A 16,209-nucleotide genomic window follows, 5' to 3' on the forward strand; every position below is an offset into this window, starting at 1 on the left:
GGGGAGAAAAAGCGTGTTTAACTTTACTAAAAGTAGGATTTATCTGTAGTCCATCCTATGGGGGAAATCACCCATTTAATAATCAAGAGGACCCAAAATCCTAATTTTTTAAGGATTCAGATATCTATTAGTTTATGATTCAAAGCATAGACTATACTTTCCAGAATCGTATCAGAATTTGTTCTTTTTATGATATTAGACCTGTGTTTTTCAATGGTTTTAGCAGAAATACATAGAGCTTCAGAAATCTCTTTGGTTTTATATCCTTTACATAAAAGTTCAATGATTTCCTTTTCCCGTTGTGTGAAATTAAATGCTTCGGCAGAATTATTCTGAGCGAAGTAATTTTCAGTTTCTCTGGAAGATGTTCCTATCTCTTCATTTAACGGTATTCCATTTTCAGCAAAGTCAATAATCAACAGCAATTGTCCGCTTAAATTTTTATCGAGTTTGGAGAATGTTACTTTTGCTTCTCTCACCTTATTATTCATGAGCCGAAGCGAAGTAGTGGTGGTGGCTTTCATATGCTTTCCACGCACAAAATTTTTCAAAGTCTCCAGCACTTTGTATTTATTCCTGCAATCCACAAAATCTATAAGATTAATTTCAGTGGGATTATTTACAAAAAAATATTTTTTGAAAGCGTCATTCATTGCAATGATAGCTTCATTTTGTAGCAGCACAACCGGCTGACTTAGTAAATTGAACAATCCCAGGAACGAGTCCTTCCAATAATTAGTGAGGGATCTTTTTAGAGAAACGACATCTTCAATTTGATTACATATATCTACATAGGAACAGTTATAAATGATATGATCTACAGCGTCCTTCAAAAGGCACTCCAAGCTGCTTTTTTGTCCTGTTTTAGCATATAGAAAGAGAATGCTTTTATTCAAAAAATGAGTGGATTTAAAATTCTGCAGGTTCTTCGCGCTCTCCTGATCCATAGAAGTATAATCCACAAGAATAACATCAGGTAAATAAGCCAGAGCCAGAGTATAACCTGCATGAATATTTTTGACACTTGTCACTTCAAAAGAAAATCCTGCTCCGGACTTTACACCCTCTAAAAAATCATTGTTGTTGGAAATTAATAGTAATTGTTTTTTTTCCATTACCAGCTATTTTGTTTTAAATCCACATCCTTTAACAGGATGATAAAAATTAATTTTATTGCAACAGGGGGGAATAAAAACAGGGGGAAGTGCTTATTCTTCAGGTATAAAGATATCTATTCTATCCTAAAATAAATCCCAATATTGTGTAGTATTACACTGACAATTAACAATTTAAAATCCTGCTTTAACACCAGAATTATGTCCTTTTTAGGAATTTTTTAATCCATGAAATACCAAACGGTTGCAAATTTTGTAGGAAATTTTCTTTTTCGTAGGAAGAATCTTATGCCTTTTTTCAATGACACCCTTCTTTTCTAAATTCCTGAAGATTAAGTACCTTTGCGCACTTGAAAATAAATATGGCTGCTACAGAAGAATTCATCGAGGTTTTGGGCGCACGAGTCCACAACCTAAAGAATATTGATGTCAAAATACCACGGGAGAAACTGGTGGTGATCACAGGATTATCAGGTTCAGGAAAATCATCCCTGGCCTTTGATACTATTTATGCTGAAGGACAAAGAAGGTACATTGAAACTTTCTCGGCCTATGCGAGGCAGTTCCTGGGAGGACTGGAGCGCCCTGATGTTGATAAAATAGATGGGCTATCCCCTGTGATTGCCATTGAACAAAAGACCACTAGTAAAAGCCCCAGAAGTACGGTAGGAACTATTACAGAAATTTATGATTTCCTCCGGCTCTTATTCGCTCGTGCCAGTGATGCTTACAGTTATAATACCGGTGAGCAAATGGTAAGCTACAGTGATGACCAGATCCAGGAGATCATTACGGAAAAATTTGAAGGCAAAAGAGCAAATATTTTGGCGCCTGTCATTAGGTCCCGAAAAGGGCATTATAGAGAGCTTTTTGAACAAATAGCAAAACAAGGTTTTGTAAAGGTACGCGTGGACGGGGAAATTCGGGAAATTTCCAAAGGCATGAAGTTAGATCGGTACAAGACACACGATATAGAAATCGTGGTAGATAGATTGAAAATTGATCGCAAGGAAGATATTGACACAAGATTAAAGGAGAGCATCAAAACAGCAATGTATCATGGCGACGGCGTGTTAATGATTATTGATCAGGATTCCGGAGACACGAAATTCTTTAGTAGAAATCTAATGTGCCCCACGACGGGTATTTCCTATCCCAATCCTGAACCCAACAATTTTTCCTTTAATTCTCCTAAAGGAGCCTGCCCGGTTTGTAATGGAATTGGAACTTTGCATAAGGTAAATGTAGACAAGATTATTCCGGACAAAAATCTTTCTATTAAAAAAGGGGCTTTGGCACCTCACGGTCCCCAAAAGAAGAATTGGATATTCAAGCAGCTGGAATTGATTGCAGAAAAGTTTGATTTTACTCTAAACGATCCTTTTAAAAGTATTCCAAAGGAAGCGATCGAAATGATCTTGTTCGGGGGAAAAGAAAAATTTTCCAAAGAATCAAAATCCCTTGGAATTACTCGTGAGTTCAAAATTGATTTTGAAGGTGTTGCTTCTTTTATTGAAGAAACTTACAACAAGAACGACTCTACTTCCTTAAGGAGGTGGGCGAAAGAATATATGGACCAAGTAATTTGTCCAGAGTGTGATGGCAGCCGTTTAAAGAAAGAGAGTCTTTATTTTAAGGTCAATGGGTTGAACATAGCCCAACTTGCCCAAAAAGACATTGTAGATCTTGGTACTTGGTTTGACCAACTGGAAGGAGAGCTGTCAGAAAAGCAAAAGAAAATTGCTTCTGAAGTCGTTAAAGAAATTAAAGTGAGACTGCAGTTTCTTATTGATGTAGGCCTTGATTATCTTAATTTAAACCGAGGTTCAAAATCCCTTTCCGGAGGGGAAGCACAGCGAATTCGGCTTGCAACACAAATTGGATCTCAATTGGTGGGTGTTTTATACATTCTGGATGAACCTAGTATTGGATTGCATCAACGAGACAACGAAAAACTTATCAATTCCTTGGTTTCCCTGAGAGATTTAGGAAATTCTGTGATTGTTGTGGAGCATGATAAAGATATGATAGAACGTGCAGATCATGTCATCGACATTGGCCCGGAAGCCGGTCGTCACGGTGGAGAAATTATTAGTGAAGGATCTCCTGAAGAAATTAAGAAACACAGTACCACTACTGCATCTTATCTTAATGGAACAATGAAAATTGAAATTCCTGAAAAGCGCAGGAAGGGAAATGGTAAAACCATAGAACTAAAGGGAGCCACCGGGAATAATCTAAAGAATGTTTCGGTTAAAATTCCGTTAGGAAAAATGATTGCGGTTACAGGCGTGTCCGGAAGCGGAAAATCCACCCTTATTAATGAGACTCTTTACCCTATAATGAATGCTCACTATTTTAACGGGGTTAAAAAACCTATGCCGTACAAAAGCATAAAAGGGCTGGAACATATTGATAAGGTTATTGATATCAACCAAACCCCCATCGGCAGGACACCACGTTCAAATCCTGCAACCTACACTGGAGTATTCTCTGAAATAAGGAATTTGTTCACCAAAACTCCCGAAGCCATGATTCGCGGGTATAAACCGGGAAGGTTCAGCTTTAATGTAAAAGGGGGGCGGTGTGAAACCTGTAAAGGTGGCGGATTAAGAGTTATAGAAATGAACTTCCTGCCAGATGTTTATGTAGAATGTGAAACCTGCCAGGGGAAACGTTTCAACAGGGAAACTTTAGAGATTCGTTATAAAGGAAAATCTATTTCAGATGTACTGGAAATGACCATTAATGAAGCAACTGTTTTTTTTGAGAACATTCCGAAGATACACAGGAAACTGAAGACCATTAAAGATGTTGGATTGGGGTATGTTACCCTGGGACAGCAGAGCACCACTCTTTCTGGAGGTGAAGCACAACGAATTAAACTGGCTTCTGAACTTTCAAAAAGAGATACTGGAAACACCTTTTACATACTTGATGAACCAACAACCGGCCTTCATTTTGAGGACATAAGGGTACTCATGGAGGTGCTTAATCGTCTCACAAATAAGGGAAATACGGTATTAATCATTGAACATAACCTGGATGTCATTAAAATGGCCGATCATATTATAGACATAGGTTACGAAGGGGGAAAAAACGGTGGTAAGGTCATTGTAACCGGAACCCCTGAAGAAGTCGCAAAACATAAAAAAAGCTATACCGCCCAATTTCTGAAAAAAGAATTATTTTAGCGGGCAATCAAATTTACTATGAGAACTGAAACAAGGAACAAAAGCTGGAATGAAATAAAAACAAATGACTCCTGGGCTATTTTTAAAATAATGGGAGAATTTGTTCATGGATATGAAAAACTAAGTCAAATAGGCCCCTGCGTATCTATCTTTGGATCTGCGCGTACAAAGCCAGATCATAAATATTACAAGCTTACAGAAGAAGTTGCACAAAAAATAGTAGATCATGGCTACGGAATAATCACCGGCGGTGGCCCAGGAGTGATGGAGGCCGGGAATAAAGGTGCACATCTTGCAGGAGGAACATCTGTAGGTTTAAATATTGACCTCCCGTTTGAACAACATGACAACCCATATATTGACAGTGATAAGAACATTAATTTCGATTATTTTTTTGTTCGCAAAGTAATGTTCGTTAAGTATTCACAGGGTTTTGTAGTAATGCCTGGAGGATTTGGAACATTAGATGAACTTTTTGAGGCAATCACTCTCATCCAAACGCACAAAATTGATAAGTTTCCAATAATATTGGTCGGTAGAGATTTTTGGGGAGGTTTGATCGAATGGGTTCAAAAAACCCTTCTTGACAGTTTTCAGAATATTAGTGCCGGTGACATTGATCTTATTCAGGTGGTAGACACGGCCGATGAGGTTATTGAAATTCTGGACGCCTTCTATGATGAATATAATTTAAGCCCTAACTTTTAAACCATTACGGGCAAAAAATCAGAGGGCGGATAAATTATCCGCTCTTTTGTTTTGCTTCAATATTATGTAAAAGCTGGAACCAATTTGAAACCTGCAATGTTTCTATTATTCAAACATTACATAAACAGGTAGAATTTTTAAAGTATAAATTTTATATCTTGACGCACTAGAATTATAGGTCTTCAAACATTTTTATCTGAACCAAATCTTGAAAAAAAAAGCCATTTTTTACACATTAATGCTTCTTGCATGGGGTAAAACCTATGCACAAAATTCGACTTCCATTGAAGCTGTATTAAATGATTCTCTAAAGGTGTTATCAATTAACCAGGAGCTTTTTTATTATAATTCCAGTGAAGATACTTTGCGCGAAATTTATCTTCATGACTGGATGAATGCTTTCAGCACAAAATCCACCCCACTCGCCCAAAGATTTTCTGAAGATTATATGCGTCGGTTTCACTTTGCAAGAGAAAGTGAACGTGGTGCTACTACCATACATGGTTTTCAAAACAGCCGTGGAGAAGATTTAACCTGGTTTCGTCCTAAAGATTCACAGGACCTCATAAGAATTGAACTTCAAAAGCCCTTATTGCCCGGAGAGAAATTTTATATTAGGTCTTTGTATGATATAAAATTTCCAAGTGCTGAATTCACCCGCTATGGGTATACAAAAGATGGAAATTATAAGCTTAGATACTGGTTTTTAACACCCGGTGTCTACACCAATAAATGGGAAGTTTACAGCCATAAAAATCTCAATGACCAGTTTATTTTACCCCTTGATGTGGACGTTTTTCTTGAAACTCCCCCAAATTATGCCGCAGTCTCTGCCCTTAAAACTGAAGCTCTGGAAACCACCAAAACTTCTAGGAAGATTCATTTATCTGGAGACAATCAGGTAGATTTAAAGCTCTACATAATTCGTAATTTTCTATTTGATGATATAGAAACCGAAGATTTTCATGTGATCACCAATATTGATGATGAAGGATTAAACCCTGTGATGAAGTCTATGCTCGTACGAAGGATCACAGAATTTTTAAATAAGAAACTTGGCGCCTATCCTCATGACAATATGCTGGTAACAAAAGAGGATTATGCCGCCAATCCATTTTACGGACTTAACCAGTTACCTAAATTTGTCCGTCCTTTTCCAGACGGATTTAGTTATGACCTTCAGCAGCTAAAAACAATTACTGGAAACTTCCTCCAGAATACACTTATAATTAATCCCAGGGAAGAGAAATGGGTTATAGATGCCATCCAAATTTATCTTTTGATGGAGTATGTAGATGAATATTATCCAAATATGAAGATCCTGGGAAATCTTAGTGAAATGTTTGGCATAAAATGGTTTCATGCTGCAGATCTTGAATTCAATGACCAGTATGCTTTTCTTTACCTGCACATGGCCCGCTCATATCTTGATCAACCGCTTATAACTCCGCAGGATTCATTGGTCAAATTCAATAAGAACATTGCAAACGCATATAAGGCTGGGATTGGCTTAAAATATCTGGAGACCTTTCTTGAAGACGAAACTGTAGAAAATTCAATTGGGGAATTTTTTAATCAGTATAAACTTAAAAAAGTAGAACCCCAAAATTTTCAAAATATCTTACAGAAAAATGCTTCTAAAGACATTCAGTGGTTCTTTGATGATTACTTAGCCACTAATGAGAAGATTGATTTCTATATAAGCAATGTCAAAAAGAAGGAGGATTCCCTGGAGGTAACCATTAGGAACAAATCCAGTAATGGAATGCCTGTATCCTTGTATGGATTACATGACAAGAATATCATTTTTCAAACCTGGGTAGAAGATGTAAATAAGGAGAAAACTATTAGTATTCCCTATGGAGATATTCGTCGTTTGGCTTTAAATTATGAAGGCAAAATTCCCGAAGTAAACCAGCGGGATAATTATTACGGGGTGGAGACGTTTCTTGACAAACCCATACAGTTACGCCCTTTTATAGATGTAGAGAATCCGCGATACAGGCAACTTTTTTTCATGCCCGAATTCCAGTACAACCTGTATGACGGTCTTGCCTTAGGAGTGAAATTATATAATAAAACCCTGCTTAGCAAAAATTTTGAATTTCAACTAGCGCCTTTGTATGGCATTAGAAGTCAAACCCTTATTGGTGGCGCAAGTTTTTCCCACAGCATCTATTTCGATCAGGAAAATCTTTTTTCCATCACTTATGGTGCTGCAGGCAGCCGCTTTTCCTTTGGTTACAACCTTTTTTATGAAAAGTTTACGCCATATCTCCTAATGAGTTTTCGCGGTGATGATTTACGAGACAACAGGAAGCAGCAGCTCATGGTGCGAAATGTAAATGTCTACAGAGATCAAAACCTCCTGCAACCATTAGACGTACCAGATTACAGTGTGTTTAATATCAATTATAGGTACAATGATAAAGGGATGATTGATTATCTCACCGGAAATGTAGATTTTCAATTAGCTAAAAATTTTAGCAAAGCTTCCGTTACTACAGAATACCGAAAGCTTTTCAAGAATAACCGGCAAATCAACCTTAGGTTCTTTGGAGGTGCATTTCTCTATAATGACCATACCGAATCTAATTACTTCAGCTTTGCGTTAGACAGACCTACAGATTACCTTTTTGACTATAATTATTACGGAAGAAGTGAAACTAGCGGACTATTTAGTCAACAGATCATCATGGCCGAAGGTGGCTTCAAATCTCAACTGGAGCCAGAATTTGCAAATCAATGGCTCACCACCGTTAATGCAAGTACAAATCTTTGGAAATGGATCTTTGTGTATGGAGATCTTGGTTTGGTTAAAAACAAACATGAGAATGCCAAATTCATGTATGATTCCGGTGTAAGATTGAGCCTAATTGCAGATTACTTTGAAATTTTCTTCCCTGTATACTCCAATCTGGGCTGGGAAATAAACCAGGATAATTACGACCAGCGCATTCGTTTTATTGCCACACTGGATATTCGCACCTTAACCGGACTTTTCTCCAGAGAGTGGTACTAATTTCCGAAGGATCCTCTTTTAGAATTAAACATCTTTAAATTTTATTCTTCTAAAAGTAACTTATTTGAAATATTATTAAAATAAGGCGCTAATAATAAGAATTAAGCATTTTAGTAGGCTTTTTTTTCAATTGTAATTAATTATTGTTTTTGCTACATTTGTGCTTACATAAATTAGTAGATATGCAAAGTGAAACCTCATCAAAAAAAGACATTTCTTTTGAAGATTTTAGAGCCCAGGTGCTTGAAGATTATAAGACTGCAGTCACCAGCAGGGAATGTAGTCTTTTGGGCCGAAGAGAGGTTCTAACTGGAAAAGCAAAATTCGGCATTTTTGGCGATGGTAAAGAAGTTCCACAACTTGCGTGGGCCAAGGTATTCAAAAATGGTGATTTTAGATCTGGTTATTACAGAGATCAGACCTTTATGATGGCCATTGGAGCCCTTACTATCGAGCAGTTTTTTGCAAGTTTATACGCTACCAGTAACATTGAAGACGAACCCATGTCTGCCGGACGTCAAATGGGCGGACACTTTGCCACTCACAGCCTTCAGGAGGACGGGACATGGAAGAATTTAACTCAACAGAAGAATTCCAGTTCAGATATTTCTCCTACAGCAGGACAAATGCCGCGTTTGCTGGGTTTGGCGCAGGCTTCCAAAATTTACCGTCATGTAGAAGGTATAGATGCCGAAAAATTTTCTGATAAGGGAAATGAAGTAGCATGGGGAACTATTGGTAATGCCAGTACGAGCGAAGGCCTTTTTTGGGAAACGATTAATGCTGCGGGAGTCTTACAGGTCCCTATGGTGATGAATGTATGGGATGATGAATATGGGATTTCGGTTCATGCAAGGCACCAGACCACCAAAGAAAATATTTCTGAAATTCTCCAGGGGTTTCAGCGCGACGAAGATCAAAATAATGGTTACGAGATCTTAAGGGTGAATGGCTGGGATTATCCCGCACTTATTGAAACCTATGAACGTGCCAGCAAAATAGCGCGAGAATCACATATCCCGGTATTGATCCACGTGCAGCAGCTTACACAACCACAAGGACATTCCACCTCGGGCTCCCATGAACGCTACAAGAGTGAAGAGCGCCTTCAATGGGAACGAGAACACGATTGCAATGTAAAAATGCGGGACTGGATGATATCCAGTAATATAGCAACAGATGAAGAGCTGCAGAAAATAGAAAAAGCTATTAAAAAGCAGGTTCGTGACGGAAAGAAAGCCGCATGGGAAAACCACGGAAATCCTGTTAAGAAAAAGCAACAGGAAATTCTTCCAATACTTGAGAAGGTTGCACAAGCAAGCAGTAACAAGGCGTTCATTCTTCAGCTTAGAAAAGATCTTGCTCAAAACCGGGAGCCTCTTAAAAAAGATTTGCTTTCCACTGCACGTAAAGCGCTGCGATATATAATTGGAGAAGACAATTCTGAAAAGACCACATTGGTTGATTGGATCGATAATTTTTCTGAAGAAACACAGCGCCAGTACAGCAGTCACCTTTATAGTGAATCTGCACATAATACGCTGAATATTGAAGGAGTAGCACCTACTTATGATGCAGACGCAAAAGAAGTAGACGGACGCGTCGTATTAAGGGAAAATTTTGATAAAATATTTGAAACCAGGCCCGAAACCCTCATATTTGGAGAGGACACGGGTGAAATTGGAGACGTAAACCAGGGATTGGAAGGTCTTCAGCAAAAATATGGAGAGCTGCGCATTTCTGACACAGGAATTCGTGAAGCAACCATCCTGGGACAAGGAATTGGAATGGCAATGCGAGGTCTTCGCCCTATTGCAGAGATCCAGTACCTTGATTACATCCTCTATGCGCTTCAAATCATGAGCGACGATCTTGCAACTTTACAATACAGAACCGCCGGGAAACAGAAAGCTCCGCTCATCGTGAGAACGCGGGGACATCGTCTTGAAGGTATTTGGCACAGTGGTTCTCAAATGGGCGGATTGCTACACCTGCTAAGGGGAATCTACATCCTGGTGCCACGAAATATGACCAAAGCTGCAGGTTTTTATAATACTCTGCTGGATGGTGATGAACCTGGTCTTATTGTAGAATCGCTTAATGGTTACCGTCTAAAAGAGAAATTACCTAGCAATTTGGGAGAATTCAAAACCCCAATTGGAGTAGTCGAAACACTTAAAAAAGGTACAGATATTACACTGGTTTCCTATGGTTCCACTTTAAGAATTGTGGAGCAGGCGGCAAAAGAGTTGCTGGAAGTGGGAATAGATGCCGAAGTGATTGACGTACAATCATTACTTCCTTTTGACCTGAATGGAGATATTGTAAAAAGCGTAAGTAAAACAAATCGTCTTCTGGTAATCGATGAAGATGTGCCTGGCGGCGCTTCTGCCTACATCCTTCAGAAAGTATTGGAAAATCAGGATGCCTGGAAACACCTTGACAGCAAGCCACAAACGCTTACTGCCAAAGAACACCGGCCTGCGTATGGAACTGATGGTGATTATTTCTCAAAACCTTCGGCTGAAGACATTTTTGAAAAGGTATATGCCATTATGCACGAAAGCAATCCCGCACAATTTCCGCAGTTGAAGTAACAATTAAAATGAAACCTTGAAAAGCCGGAAAAGTGATTTTTCCGGCTTTCTTTTTGGAATATTTTCAGGAGTAAGTGATTGGTTCAGTTACATCCAGGGTTTTTCCGTAGATTCAATTTTGTAGAGCAGATAATTCATGAGTCCAGTAATTTCCTGCTTTTTAACCATCGGAAACATGATATCTCCACCTGCCGAATGAAACGTAAGATGTACCAGCCCACGGCGTTTATACCATACCGGCTGAACCATACTTACCGACTGTAGCTTGTAAATTTCAAGATATTGCTTCTTCCTCCTCCACACTCCCGAGGATTTCACCAGGAAATCATCGGCGATATGAAGACAAAGGCTCTTGTAGTGGAAATATTGGTAGACACTAATAAATAGGATAAGCAGGAAACCACCGCCCGCGATCCACCACCATGGAAAACCATCAGCAAATATGAATAATACGGCAATGCCTGTTAGCAAAGGAAACGTACGTCTGGAAATCTTTCTAAAAAGCAGCATTTTATGAGGTAAAATATGCTTCTTTCCCACGACCTCCTTTCCGTAAAAGTAATTTTTCACCTTGGCAACCACCTCCGCTGGTAATCCAGGGATCTTGATCTGATCCTTATTAAATTCATCCTGACTGCTGGCCAATGAAATTTTCAGTTTATGCATCTCCAGCCGTCGATGCACGGGATTGGTGCTTTCTTGTAAAAGTTGCACCCTTTGGTTTTTGATATTAACCTTTTTATTATTCCTTAAGCCCATTTCCACCTGCAAGCCGGCGCGGGATTTTTGTATTTCTAATCCGAAATACTTTATAAAGGTCTCTACGACTGTTGCGATCATTCCTATAATAAGCAGCATCAGCATTAACGCCATAGTCGAAAACATTTCGGTCAATATGCTGTAATTTAATTCTGCAGGAACCTCTTCGGAATAATTGAATTGAGAACGAATCGTAAAATAGAATGCCAGTAAAATGGAAAGTCCGCGAAAGTAATTAGAAGTTAACCCAAGCTTCAGCAACCTTAATAGATCAAGCTTGTACTGCCAGTCTATTTTTGATTTTTCAGTAAATTCATCCCGTTGCACCTCTTCTGAAAAAGGCTTTTCCTCTACTTTTTCACGAGAAGAAAGTTCCATCAGTAATTCCGCAAGATCATCTGCTTTTTCTTTGGAAAGTGCTTTTATTTCAACCTCTTTGTCGGTACTTCCGGCAGTATCAATCACTACACTGTACACCCCAATCACGCGTTGCAGAATATTTCTTTGGAAATTCACCTGCTGAATCTTACTAAAAGGAATACTTATAAAATCTGAATTAAAAACCCCTTTTTGGAGGATGAAGCTGTTCTTTTCTTCATCTATATAGAAAAGAAATTTCAGGTAATAAGCAATGCTGTAGCCCAGGGAAATAAATAATACAGCTACAGCTCCCAAAATTGCGAAAAAGATGATTTTTGGAGCAGGATCCATTACAATCAAATAAATTGCTACTGCCCAAAAATTCTTTATAATGTGATACAAAGAAGTGGCAAAAATCAAGGCAATTCCTGTCACCGACTGGCGCTGCGGAGTGCGAAAAGTTGAATTAGACATGACCGGACATTCTCGCGGCCAAAGCTTCCTTCAGGGAATCTGCCGTGGCAGGTTTTAATCCGGGAAGTGCCACGTCACTGCCCGAACCACCTGCTGTAAAAACATTCAGCGTGGAAAGATCGAGCATTTTGTCAAGCACTCCCCTGTTCGTCGACACATGTTGAACCCTGTTAAAAGGTATTACAGTTGTTTTTTCGAATAAAAACCCTCTTTTATAGATGATATCCCGTTCCCTTAGGGCGTATCCACTCTTTTTAAACCATTGATAATTCAAAACGTAAGACCAGGTAAAAACGAGAATGAAAACCGGCACCGCATAAGGCACAAACATCCGAAATTCCTGCCCAAACCAATAGGCGATCACTATAGCTATTGCGACAAAGACGAGCCAAATGCTTGTTGTAATATTCCTTTTCCACAGATATGCAGGTGCAAAGGAAATTAATGCCACTTCTTCATACTTCGGAATAGAATCAACTGCCAAAACCTCATTTTTGAATGTCTTGTGTTCTATGGAATCCATTTCTTTTCGAAGTTCGGTTTTCTTTTCTCCAAAAAGGCATTTCTACCTTCTTTAGCTTCATCGGTCATATAAGCCAATCTCGTCGCTTCCCCGGCAAATACCTGCTGTCCCACCATTCCGTCATCTGTTAGGTTCATGGCGAATTTCAGCATTTTGATGGAAGTTGGGGATTTGGCAAGAATTTCCTGCGCCCATTCATAAGCAGTATCTTCCAACTCCTCGTGCGGGATCACGGCATTCACCATTCCCATTTCGTACGCCTCCTGTGCAGAATAGTTGCGTCCTAAAAAGAAGATCTCACGAGCCCGCTTCTGCCCAACCATCTTCGCCAGGTAAGCAGAGCCATAACCGCCATCAAAGCTGGTCACATCGGCATCGGTTTGTTTGAAAATGGCATGTTCTTTACTTGCCAAAGTTAAATCACAAACTACGTGCAGACTGTGTCCACCTCCTACTGCCCAACCGGGCACAACCGCAATCACTGCTTTTGGCATAAAACGAATAAGCCGCTGTACTTCCAGAATGTTCAAACGGTGCATGCCGTCTTCGCCAACATACCCCTGGTGGCCACGGGCTTTTTGATCTCCACCACTGCAAAAGGAATATACCCCGTCTTTCGAAGATGGTCCTTCTGCCGAAAGTAATACCACTCCAATTGAAGTATCTTCATTAGCATCATAAAAAGCATCATAAAGTTCACTGGTGGTTCTAGGCCTAAAGGCATTTCTGACATCTGGACGGTTAAAGGCAATTCGGGCCACTCCATTTGATTTTTTATAGGTGATATCTTCGTATTCTTTTGCTGTTTTCCAGTCAGTTTTACTCATATTTCTCTATTTTTACGTAAAAGTAAGATTTTAAAACTTTTTGCATCATCAAAAATTCGCGATTCTTTCTTAGATTATTTTGATAATTTAAATCGGAAAAGCACGTTTTGTATGATTCTTGATCAATGAATTATAAACCGCAAAACAGGATGAAAAAATTCTTTTTTCTGATCTTTTTTATTGTAACATCATTTTCCGTGTTTTCTCAGGAATTCGGCGATAAGAATGGTTATCTCATTGAAAGAACAGAAGAGGTGTCTAATTACATTCAGATGCCTGAAGTAAATGCTTCACTTTCTTTTCTATCACCCGATATTAATAAGCAGGAATTTACTCTGCGCAGTGCAGATATTTTTAGGAAAAACGAAAAACGGGAGATCAATATGCTCGCTATTATGGAGCAGGAAAAACGGGACCGGGAAAGTTATCTCGTGGAACTTGATTCGCCAGTGCCAGCATTGTCTAAAGGTGAAAAAGGAATTATACAAGTCACCAATCAAATACAGCTTCACAACCGCGGCTCAAATTACGATCCTTATACCGGCCAGAAAAAAATACCTGCCTACACCGAAATGCGAGCTGGATTGTTTAACGGATATTACTCCCCTAACGTGGGCGGGAGATATTACTCTCCTTATTCGTTCTTGAGGTAAATTCCGTTTTCCTTTATATCTACTTTTCTTTGCTTGTAAAGCGTTCCTAAAGCACGTTTAAAACTTTTCTTGCTCATATGAAGGATCTTCTGAATTTCTTCAGGAGAAGATTTATCTGTAAGTCCCAAAAAGCCGCCTTTTAGTTCCAGTTCTGTTAATAGCTCCTGTGCGTTTGGTTCAATACTTCGATAGCCAGGCCGTTGCAAGGTAACATCAATCTTACCATCTGGACGGGTCTTTTTGATCCAGCCTTTCAGTTTATCTCCTGTTTGGATATTAACGAAAACATCATCTTTATATAGAAGCCCCTGGTGAAGTTCATTAATAATTACATTCCATCCAAGTTCAGTCGGATTGCTTATAATGAGATCCACCTCCTCGAAAGGTTGTATCGTAAGTTCAGAATTATCAAGAAAATTATTGACTTTACTTGATCCAACCAGGCGGCCGGTAAGTTCATCCAGGTAAACAAAAACAAGATACCTGTCCCCTTTTCGCATTTTTGACACCTGTTCTTTAAAAGGCACAAAAAGATGTTTCTCCAGTCCCCAATCCATAAAAGCTCCAATATCTGTTACTTCCACGCATTTGAGGTAGCCGAATTCATCTAGCTTTACAAATGGCCGTAAAGTTGTGGCCACAGGTCTTTCTTCATGATCGAGGTACACGAATACTTCCAGTTCATCTTCCAGGTTAAAAGATTCGGGTTTGTATTTGTTGGGAAGTAAAACCTCATTTCCCTCATGATCTTTAAGAAACAAGCCGGGTTCTGTATCCCGGTCTATGGTAAGTGTATGGTATTCGCCTATTGTAAGCATATTGATATTTTGTACAAAGGTAAGATAATACTGCTCACTAGTAAATGATAGTTCACAAAATGAATAAGTTGCGAAATCACAATTGTTCAGAAGGAATTAGGCAGTTCTGATTATTTATTTATTTTTACCAAATAAGCTGTTTTTGTGCATATTAACTATTTATCCCGAACATTATAAATGGACTTTACCAATCCTCTTGTTTATGGCGTCCCCTGCTTCCTGGGTCTGATTTTACTGGAACTCACCTACAGTAAAAGCCACGGAAACAAAGATCTTTACGAATGGAAGGATCTTGGTTCCAGTTTATCTATTGGAATAGGTTCTGCTGTGATCGCTGCACTAGTCAAAACGGTCTCGGCGATCGTAATTTTTAATTTCATCTACGAGATCTTCAATCCTGAAATAAATGGCGTGCGGACTAACATTTTTGGATGGGCATCTTTTGGTTACGCCTGGTATGTTTGGATTTTTTGTCAGTTGGCAGATGATTTTAGTTATTACTGGTTTCACAGGCAGAACCATATGGTTCGGTTTTTCTGGGCAGCGCACATCGTTCATCACTCGTCACACAACTTCAATTTAGGTACTGCTGTACGCAACGGCTGGTTTACCATATTCTACAAACCCTTGTTTTATTTATGGATTCCCGCTTTAGGTTTTCCTCCCGCAATGCTCGTGGTGTGCCTTGGTATAGAAGCATTATGGCAATTTCAGCTTCATTCCACTTATGTTCCAAAAATGGGATTTCTGGAGAAGATTTTTAACACGCATACCATGCACCAGGTTCACCATTCCAGAAACCTCGAGTATATGGATAAAAATCACGGCGGCTTTCTCAATATTTTTGATAAGATTTTTGGCACCTGGAAAGAACTCGATGAGGATATTTCTATCGAGTATGGCGTGACTTCCCCTCCAAATTCTCACAATCCATGGGTGGTTTTGACTCATGAGTATGTAAACATCTGGAATGATATGAAGAAATCTTCAAACTGGCGCCACAAATTCATGTATGCATTTGGACCTCCGGGCTGGAGCCATGACGGCAGCACAAAAACGGTTAAACAAATGCGGAAAGAGATAAAAAACCAACAGGAAAATACTATTTCTGAAGCTCCCGAGCTTACAGAGATCTCAAAAACTCCTGAATTACATTAAC

Annotated in this window: 11 protein-coding genes; 6 read left to right on the forward strand and 5 right to left on the reverse strand. The window is 39.1% G+C overall.

Features of this window, described 5'->3' with window-relative positions; translation table 11 throughout:
- Positions 1–116: 116 nt before the first annotated feature.
- The gene (locus tag ACOV1Q_RS07230) at positions 117–1,115 is read right to left on the reverse strand and encodes a response regulator transcription factor (RefSeq protein ID WP_424493722.1); all 999 of its coding nucleotides are present in this window, start codon (positions 1,113–1,115) and stop codon (positions 117–119) included.
- A gap of 362 nt (positions 1,116–1,477) precedes the next feature.
- Here ACOV1Q_RS07230 and uvrA point away from each other — a divergent pair, with 362 nt between their 5' ends.
- The 4 genes from uvrA to ACOV1Q_RS07250 all read left to right on the forward strand — a co-directional run bounded on the left by uvrA (position 1,478) and on the right by ACOV1Q_RS07250 (position 10,636).
- The gene (gene uvrA / locus ACOV1Q_RS07235; protein WP_424493723.1) at positions 1,478–4,309 is read left to right on the forward strand and encodes an excinuclease ABC subunit UvrA; all 2,832 of its coding nucleotides are present in this window, start codon (positions 1,478–1,480) and stop codon (positions 4,307–4,309) included.
- Positions 4,310–4,327: 18 nt separating this feature from the next.
- Positions 4,328–5,017 (forward strand): LOG family protein, encoded by a 690-nt coding sequence (locus tag ACOV1Q_RS07240; protein WP_424493724.1) that lies wholly within the window; start codon positions 4,328–4,330, stop codon positions 5,015–5,017.
- Between the two features lie 208 nt (positions 5,018–5,225).
- The gene (locus ACOV1Q_RS07245; protein WP_424493725.1) at positions 5,226–8,039 is read left to right on the forward strand and encodes a gluzincin family metallopeptidase; all 2,814 of its coding nucleotides are present in this window, start codon (positions 5,226–5,228) and stop codon (positions 8,037–8,039) included.
- Between the two features lie 182 nt (positions 8,040–8,221).
- Positions 8,222–10,636, forward strand: a complete 2,415-nt coding sequence (locus ACOV1Q_RS07250; protein ID WP_424493726.1) for an alpha-ketoacid dehydrogenase subunit alpha/beta — start codon at positions 8,222–8,224, stop codon at positions 10,634–10,636.
- Positions 10,637–10,723: 87 nt separating this feature from the next.
- On the opposite strand, the gene ACOV1Q_RS07255 is transcribed toward ACOV1Q_RS07250, so the two are convergent.
- The 3 genes from ACOV1Q_RS07255 to ACOV1Q_RS07265 are packed head-to-tail and all read right to left on the reverse strand — an operon-like array spanning position 10,724 to position 13,579.
- Positions 10,724–12,229, reverse strand: a complete 1,506-nt coding sequence (locus tag ACOV1Q_RS07255; protein ID WP_424493727.1) for a PH domain-containing protein — start codon at positions 12,227–12,229, stop codon at positions 10,724–10,726.
- The gene (locus tag ACOV1Q_RS07260) at positions 12,222–12,752 is read right to left on the reverse strand and encodes a PH domain-containing protein (protein WP_424493728.1); all 531 of its coding nucleotides are present in this window, start codon (positions 12,750–12,752) and stop codon (positions 12,222–12,224) included. The genes ACOV1Q_RS07255 and ACOV1Q_RS07260 overlap by 8 nt, the downstream gene beginning before the upstream one ends.
- On the reverse strand, positions 12,740–13,579 hold the full coding sequence (locus ACOV1Q_RS07265) for a 1,4-dihydroxy-2-naphthoyl-CoA synthase (RefSeq protein ID WP_424493729.1): 840 nt from the start codon (positions 13,577–13,579) through the stop codon (positions 12,740–12,742). Before ACOV1Q_RS07265 ends, ACOV1Q_RS07260 begins: the two co-directional genes overlap by 13 nt.
- 149 nt (positions 13,580–13,728) lie before the next feature.
- Here ACOV1Q_RS07265 and ACOV1Q_RS07270 point away from each other — a divergent pair, with 149 nt between their 5' ends.
- Positions 13,729–14,232 (forward strand): hypothetical protein, encoded by a 504-nt coding sequence (locus ACOV1Q_RS07270; RefSeq protein WP_424493730.1) that lies wholly within the window; start codon positions 13,729–13,731, stop codon positions 14,230–14,232.
- Here the strand turns inward: ACOV1Q_RS07270 and ACOV1Q_RS07275 are convergent.
- Positions 14,214–15,050 (reverse strand): CvfB family protein, encoded by an 837-nt coding sequence (locus ACOV1Q_RS07275; RefSeq protein ID WP_424493731.1) that lies wholly within the window; start codon positions 15,048–15,050, stop codon positions 14,214–14,216. The two genes, ACOV1Q_RS07270 and ACOV1Q_RS07275, sit on opposite strands and share 19 nt — an antisense overlap.
- A 177-nt stretch (positions 15,051–15,227) precedes the next feature.
- Here ACOV1Q_RS07275 and ACOV1Q_RS07280 point away from each other — a divergent pair, with 177 nt between their 5' ends.
- A complete protein-coding gene (locus tag ACOV1Q_RS07280) occupies positions 15,228–16,208 on the forward strand; it encodes a sterol desaturase family protein (protein ID WP_424493732.1) in 981 nt (326 codons plus the stop codon).
- The last annotated feature ends 1 nt before the right edge of the window (position 16,209 follow it).

It is taken from the genome of Salinimicrobium maris (genome assembly GCF_049680855.1).
GTDB lineage: Bacteria > Bacteroidota > Bacteroidia > Flavobacteriales > Flavobacteriaceae > Salinimicrobium.